Origin of the sequence: Microvirga makkahensis, assembly GCF_009830105.1 — a bacterium.
Taxonomy (GTDB): domain Bacteria; phylum Pseudomonadota; class Alphaproteobacteria; order Rhizobiales; family Beijerinckiaceae; genus Microvirga; species Microvirga makkahensis.
The window spans coordinates 47,013-53,675 of record NZ_WURB01000028.1; the positions used below are offsets into that span (position 1 = coordinate 47,013).

The 6,663-nt window shown below is 62.9% G+C and carries 7 protein-coding genes and 1 pseudogene; 7 read left to right on the top strand and 1 reads right to left on the bottom strand.

Going from position 1 to position 6,663, the window contains the following annotated elements; all coding sequences use genetic code 11:
• Positions 1-386: 386 nt before the first annotated feature.
• From GR328_RS22740 to GR328_RS22750, 3 genes are all read left to right on the top strand, one after another.
• Positions 387-872, top strand: coding sequence for a hypothetical protein (locus GR328_RS22740; protein ID WP_160887942.1), 486 nt, complete (start codon positions 387-389; stop codon positions 870-872).
• A gap of 14 nt (positions 873-886) precedes the next feature.
• Positions 887-1,174 carry a (2Fe-2S)-binding protein gene (locus GR328_RS22745; protein WP_160887944.1) on the top strand — a complete coding sequence of 96 codons (288 nt, stop codon included), beginning with the start codon at positions 887-889 and terminating at the stop codon, positions 1,172-1,174.
• Positions 1,175-1,500: 326 nt separating this feature from the next.
• A complete protein-coding gene (locus tag GR328_RS22750) occupies positions 1,501-1,749 on the top strand; it encodes a transcriptional repressor (protein ID WP_246216043.1) in 249 nt (82 codons plus the stop codon).
• Between the two features lie 113 nt (positions 1,750-1,862).
• Here GR328_RS22750 and GR328_RS22755 read toward each other — a convergent pair whose 3' ends face one another.
• Entirely contained in the window at positions 1,863-2,642 is a 780-nt protein-coding gene (locus tag GR328_RS22755; RefSeq protein WP_160887946.1) for a class I SAM-dependent methyltransferase, read from the bottom strand.
• A 210-nt stretch (positions 2,643-2,852) separates the two neighbouring features.
• Between GR328_RS22755 and GR328_RS22760 the strand changes: the two genes are divergently transcribed.
• The 4 genes and pseudogenes from GR328_RS22760 to GR328_RS27720 all read left to right on the top strand — a co-directional run.
• Complete coding sequence (locus GR328_RS22760; protein ID WP_160887948.1) at positions 2,853-3,989, top strand: ABC transporter substrate-binding protein; 1,137 nt, start codon at positions 2,853-2,855, stop codon at positions 3,987-3,989.
• 22 nt (positions 3,990-4,011) lie between these two features.
• Positions 4,012-5,058 (top strand): FecCD family ABC transporter permease, encoded by a 1,047-nt coding sequence (locus tag GR328_RS22765; RefSeq protein WP_160887954.1) that lies wholly within the window; start codon positions 4,012-4,014, stop codon positions 5,056-5,058.
• On the top strand, positions 5,052-5,822 hold the full coding sequence (locus GR328_RS22770) for an ABC transporter ATP-binding protein (protein WP_160887950.1): 771 nt from the start codon (positions 5,052-5,054) through the stop codon (positions 5,820-5,822). The genes GR328_RS22765 and GR328_RS22770 overlap by 7 nt, the downstream gene beginning before the upstream one ends.
• Before the next feature lie 389 nt (positions 5,823-6,211).
• Positions 6,212-6,663, top strand: a pseudogene (locus GR328_RS27720) (hypothetical protein); the annotation flags it as partial.

Consider the following 6,663-nt stretch of genomic DNA (forward strand, 5'->3'; position numbering starts at 1 on the left):
TCAGGAACGTCCGCTGTTCCTACCCTGAGCCGACACTCGTCCTACTTCCGGTTCCTGCCACAAGGCGCCCTTCGCCTGCGATCGAATTCCCACCGCCGATTTTTGGCGAGGACCTACCAACGGGCCCGATCCTTCTTGGAATCACTGAGGCAGCTACGCTGCCGGCACTCTGATCTGCATCGGTCTGTTGACCGCACCTCGCTGCATCGCGGGCTGACCAGAAAGACCGCGCAGGTTGGAAACGCTCAAATGTCGGGCAGTTTAGATCTCCTCTAACTTACTGATAACACGACATTATTTCTTGACATCTGCGACGATGTCCGCTGTCCTGAGCCGGACCTGCCGTGGCCCGTCACGGCCCTGATCATCCCGCAGCGAGAGAGCCCATGGACAGGCAGAAGCATGCACCCCTGCCGAAGCTGACCGAGGTCTGCACCGATCAGGCCGAGGTTCTTGCGCTCACGATCACGCGCTTCATTGCGGCCGGATACATGACGCAGGACGCTGCCTGCTGGGATGCAGGACATCAGTGTGCGGAGGAAGCGCTCGGATACGTGGACGGTCCTCGGCTCGTGGCCGCGATGGCAGGGGTCATGCGGGCACTGCGGGTCGAGCGGCAACAGCCCTGGCATTCCATGCCAGCGAGCTGCTGTCGCACAACCCGGGACGAGATCGAGCTCATGGCCGCTCTCTCCCAGGCCAGGATCGCCAATACAACCGCCCTTGCGACCTCGATGCAGATCCTGACCGGGCAGGATGAAGCCCCCCGCCTGACCACTGCCCTGAGGGTCGCTGCCGAAACGCTCGCGAGCCTCGGGCCGCCGCTTACAGTTCCCCCCACCAGGTCAGCCGTGCCGACCATTCTGCACTGACTGATACCCACTCCATGATTGTCTGCTCCTGCAATGTCTTTTCGGACGGCGAGATCCGGGCCTGCCTCAACCCTGGCCCAGACTGCCCGCGCACGCCGGCCCAGGTTTACCGCAGCCTCGGTTGCGACCCTCGGTGCGGGCGCTGCGCCACCACAATCCGCTCGATCATGGATCAGGCCCTGGCCCAGAAGCACGCCTGCTCCGCCGATTGTGAGACGGACTGCCCGCTGACCCGGCAGGCCAATTCCAACGAGTCTCCGAGGTCTGGGAGGTGGCGGCGGCGCTCTCCTCTCAAGGGCTGAGTCCATGGGAGGATCGGCCAGAATGTTCAGGAAGTGATCAAGTCCTGCCTCGGGATCGAGTACGAGGCCCGCAACCCCTACGGCGAGGCAGCGGAACGCTGCTAAGGCATCGGCGCCCGCGTCTCAAAGGACCTGTTCGAGGAGCCGATGGCCGACGAGGAAGGGCGCATCGGCTTCCTGGAAACCCGGCGAGCTTAATCCAGCCAATCGGCACCGAGCTCTACGCGCAGAAGCACATGGGCAAACCTGAGAAGCACGTGAGCAAGCCCGAGAAAGGCGAGGACTGAAATGGCTGGACAGGCTGTTGTTTGGCGAGGGCGACCGGCATGTCACCGCCGAGGCGGCTGTTCGAGGAGGTGCAGCGTGCCCGCGTTTCGACCACCCTGGCGACGATCTATAACACTCTGCACCAATTGACCCAGGCGGGGCTACTCCAACTGATCGCGGCGGAGGGCCGAAGGACGTACTTCGACGCCAATGTGTCGGAGCACCATCATTTCCTCATCGAGGGCGAGGTGGAGATCATGGATGTTCCCGGTGCGTCCCTGAGCGTGACCGGTCTAACCCGCCTGTGAGGTTGAGCGGGCGAACGTGTTCGTGCGGCTGCGCCGATGCCAAGCTGCACCGGCCCCTGTCGCGGCGGCAGGGGGCCAGGCGACACGATCGGGAGAGTGAGGCTGCAACCTGATCACCGCTTCGTCGCCACGATGGCATAGCGGTGCTGGGTTGCCCGCTCCAAGCCCTTGAGCAGCGGCATGTGCCTCGCCTGCTCACGGTGAATGCGCTTGAGGTTGCGGTCCACGTTGATCCCGGCAAAGCCGGCCTGACGCAGCAGATCCATGACCTCGCTGGCTCGCGCCCCCTTTGAAAAGTAGACCTGACGCAGGATTCGTTCATGGGTTTCCCGCATCGCGTCCGGGGCATGGGACGTCGGAGATGTTCTTCCGGTAAGCCGCTCGAATGCCCGGATCATGCGCTTCACGAGCGTATCCGAGACGAAATCGCCATCGACAATCAGCACCTTGCCGCCGGGCTTGAGCAGGGAATGCCATTCCTTGAAGGCGGCCTTGGGGTTGACCAGGGTCCAGACCAGATGGCGCGTCACAATCACGTCGTAACTCTCCGGCTTCTCCAGTGTGCGCTCGGCGTCACCCATGACGAAGCGGATCCGTGCCCCTCGCGCCTCCGCCTTGGCGCGGGCCCGGGCCAGCATGGGCTCCGACCAGTCGAGGCCCGTCACCTGGAAGCCCAACTCATCGAGCAGGTGCGAGATCACCCCCGTTCCACTCGCCAGGTCGAGCGCCCGACGGTTCTCGCCTGGTCCGAGATGCCGCAGGAACAGCTCCCGCCACGCCTGCCGCTCCGCCTCCGAGAAGATTTCATGTCCGACCTGCTGATCGAAGGTTGCGGCGCGCGCCGACCAATAGTCGCGGATTTCATCCCGAAGCGTATAATTCGCCATCGTCATAAGACTGACCTGTCCTTGCCGTGAATTACCGGCGATTTACCGCCGGAATCTGCAACCGTCAAATTAGATACCTTCTAAACTACAGATTATAATTATTCTAATATAGTGGAATAACATGGTTTCTTTAGAAGTTTTCGAAAATATACTTGTTGAGATACTTGCCGCATCATCATAGGAGGGAACTGTTCCCTCCTGTGATGCGAGGTCATCATGCAATTGTCCAAACTCGCTCTCTGTGCGACCCTGGCGCTCGTCGCCCTTCTGCCTCTTTCCTCCAAAGCCGCGGACACGATCACCGTCACCGACGTGACCGGTCGTCAGGTCGAGGTCAAAGCTCCGGTGAACAAGGTGATCCTGGGCGAGGGGCGCCAAGTCTATTTTGTTGCGGCGCTCGACAGCGACGATCCGTTCAAGCGCGTCGTCGGCTGGCGGGACGATTTCGAGAAGGCGGATCTCGACGGCTACAAGGACTACCTCGCCAAGTACCCGCAGATCGCCAAGCTGCCGACGTTCGGCGGCTCGAAGGAGGGCACATTCGACATCGAGCAGGCCGTAGCCCTTGCCCCCGATGTCATGATCATGAACGTAGAGGCCAAGACCGCGACCGACGATGCGAAGCTCATCGAGAAGCTTGCCAAGGTCGGCATCCCGGTCGTCTTCGTGGATTTCCGCGACAAGCCCTTCGAGAACACCGAGCCGAGCATGCGGCTGATTGGCAAGCTCTTCGGGAAGGAGGCCCGGGCCGAGGAATTCATCGCCTTCCGCAAGGAGCAGATCGAGCGCGTCACCGAGCGCCTCTCCAAGGCCAACCCTGCCAAACCGATGGTGATGATGGAGCGCGCGGCCGGCTACACCGACGATTGCTGCATGTCCTTCGGCAACGAGAACTTCGGAAAAATGGTCGAGATCGCCGGTGGCATCAATCTGGCCGGCAAAATCATCCCCGGCACCTTCGGCGTCGTGAACCCGGAGCAGATTATCGCTTCCAACCCGGACCATGTCATCGTCACCGGCTCGAACTGGGAGCTGTACGTCCCTGGCGGCGCGTGGGTTGGCGTCGGCTCCGGCGCCGACAAGGCGAAAGCTCGGAACAAGCTCGCCGAGCTGATGAAGCGGCCTGCCTACACTGGCGTGAAGGCGGTGCAGAACAAGCAGGTTCACGCCATCTGGCACCAGTTCTACAACAGCCCCTACCAATTCGTCGCCATTCAGCAGATGGCCAAGTGGCTGCACCCGGAGCTGTTCAAGGACCTCGATCCGGACCAGACCATGAAAACCCTCTACGAGCGCTTCCTGCCGGTGGCCTACAAGCCGGGCTACTGGGTCTCGCTGACCGACAAGGAATAGATCCTTGGCCCATCCGGCATCCATGGCGGCCCAGACGGGGCGCGGTGTTTACCGTGCCCTCGTTCTGCGCAAGAAGCTTGTGCTCCTCGCGCTCGCGATTGTCCTTGTCCTCTCCATCATCGCCGATCTCGGCCTGGGACCAGCCCGGTACAGCATGCGGGAGGTTGTGCTGGCTCTCGCCGGATCGCCGGAGGTCTCCAATCAGGTCTCCGTGGTGATCTGGGACATCCGCATGCCCGTGGCCCTGATGGCGGTGGTGGTCGGCGCCGCCCTTTCGGCCGCCGGCGCCCAGATGCAGACGATCCTCAACAATCCGCTCGCCAGCCCCTTCACGCTCGGCATCTCGGCCGCTGCGAGCTTCGGAGCATCGCTGGCCCTCGTGTTCGGGGTCGGCCTTCTGCCCTTCGCCATCGAATACGTGGTGTCGATCAACGCCTTGATCATGGCCATGGCGGCCGCTCTGTTCATCCACCTGATGAGCCAGAGGCGGGGTGTGACGGTCGAGACCATCGTCCTGCTCGGCATCACTCTCGTGTTCACCTTCAACGCCCTGCTGGCGTTCGTGCAGTTCCTCGCCTCCGAACAGGCGCTGGCGGCGGTCGTGTTTTGGACCATGGGCAGCCTGACCCGAGCGACCTGGCCGAAGCTTGCCATCACCACACTCGTCGTCACCGTCGCGCTTCCGCTGTTCTTCCGCCGCGCCTGGGCACTGACGGCGCTGCGCCTCGGTGAGGACAAGGCCGCAAGCTTCGGGGTGGACGTGCGCCGCGTGCGGCTCGAGACGATGCTGATCGTCAGCGTGCTCGCCGCGGTGCCTGTCGCCTTCGTCGGCACGATCGGCTTCGTCGGGCTCGTCGGTCCGCACATCGCGCGCATGCTCATCGGCGAGGATCAGCGGTTCTTCCTGCCGGCCTCTGCTCTCTCGGGTGCCGCGATGCTGTCCCTGACGTCTGTGATTAGCAAATCCCTTATTCCAGGAAGCATCATCCCCATCGGCATCATCACCGCGCTGGTGGGCGTGCCGTTCCTCTTCAGCCTCATCATGACCAACCGGAGACGGGCATGGTAGCCACCTTGCAACTGAATGATGTCGGCGTCCGCTACGGCAAACGGGAGGTTCTCTCTGGCATTACCACCCCCGCGTTGAGGGGCGGCGAGGTCACGGCGGTGATCGGGCCCAACGCCGCCGGCAAATCGAGCCTCTTCCGCCGCATTGCGGGGCTGCTCGGCGGGCCGGGAGACATTTCCATCGGCGGCATTCCGGAACAGAGCAGGTCCCAGGTCTGCTACATGCCCCAGGACACCTCGGTGAACACGGTCCTGACGGTCTACGAGTCGATCCTGCTCGCCCGCAAGCAGGGCGCGGATCCCCGGGTCAGCGATGAGGATCTTGAAACTGTGGACGAGGTTCTCGGATCGCTCCGGATCGAGAGCATCGCGTTCAAGGGCCTGTCAGAGCTCAGTGGTGGCCAGCGGCAACTCGTCTCCCTTGCCCAGACCCTGGTGCGGGATCCGGAGATTCTGCTCCTGGACGAGCCGACGAGCGCACTCGACCTTCACAGGCAGGTAGAGGTGCTGGCGCTGATTCAGGCTTTGGCGCGGAAGCGGCAGATGTGCGTGGTCCTTGCCATCCACGATCTCAATCAAGTCCTGCGGGTGGCAGACCGCGTCATGGTGATCGACGGGGGAACAATGGTCAGGTGCGGCCCCGCCGAGGCGGTGATCACACCAGAGCTGCTCCGGGAGATCTACAAGGTCGAAGGTAGGATCGAGCGCTGCTCCCGGCTGTGCTGCCAGGTCATCATCGACGGACCGATCGCTCAACGGGCTTGAGCAGGACCGCGCGTGATGTCGATGCTGCACGCTGGAGATCCGATTCAGGTCAGGCAGCGAAACTCCTGGCGTCCGATGCGGATCGGCTGACGCTCCCTGAGCCGGCCAAATGCTTTCGTCCGGGGCGTGCCGTGATCGGATCTTCAGCAGCCTCTGAGTGCGGCGCGCCCGGTGTTCGTCACCAGGCAACGTAAATGCCGGAAATGGCCGCTTGAGCGAGAAATGAGGTCCGCCACCCCTCCTTGCGGCGCCCCACCTGGACCTAAGTCGGGTCGGACCTCGGACCTGAGTACGTATTGAATGCTTCATCGTCTCCGTCACAATGATCCCGTAGCTGGTTTCGAGTTGACCACACACTCGGGTCGGACGGGTTCACGGGGGAGGCTGCAATGGTCCTGGAGAGGCAATGCGACAGCGACGGACAATTCCCGCGCTGCTGGGCAAAGCTCACGGAAACCGAAGCGAGGAACGGCCGGTGCGAGACAGCTGCCGCCTTGCTGTCCCGCCCTCGGGCACCGTTCATAATCACCAGGCCGGCGCCGGAGCCGATCTCTAAGGCTCCCGCGACCAGGAACTACACCGGCTACTTCGATGCGGCCATCGCACAGCTGAAAGCGGAGCGGCGCTATCGCTCCTTCGTCGATCTCGAACGCATCGCCGGTCGCTTCCCGACAGCTATTTGGCACTCCCCGGACGGTCCGCGTGAGATCACGATCTGGTGCTCCAACGACTATCTCGGCATGGGCCAGAACCGGGACGTGACCCGCGCGATGGTGGAGACCGCCTGGCGGCTGGGCACCGGCGCGGGCGGCACGCGCAACATCTCCGGCAACAGCCATCC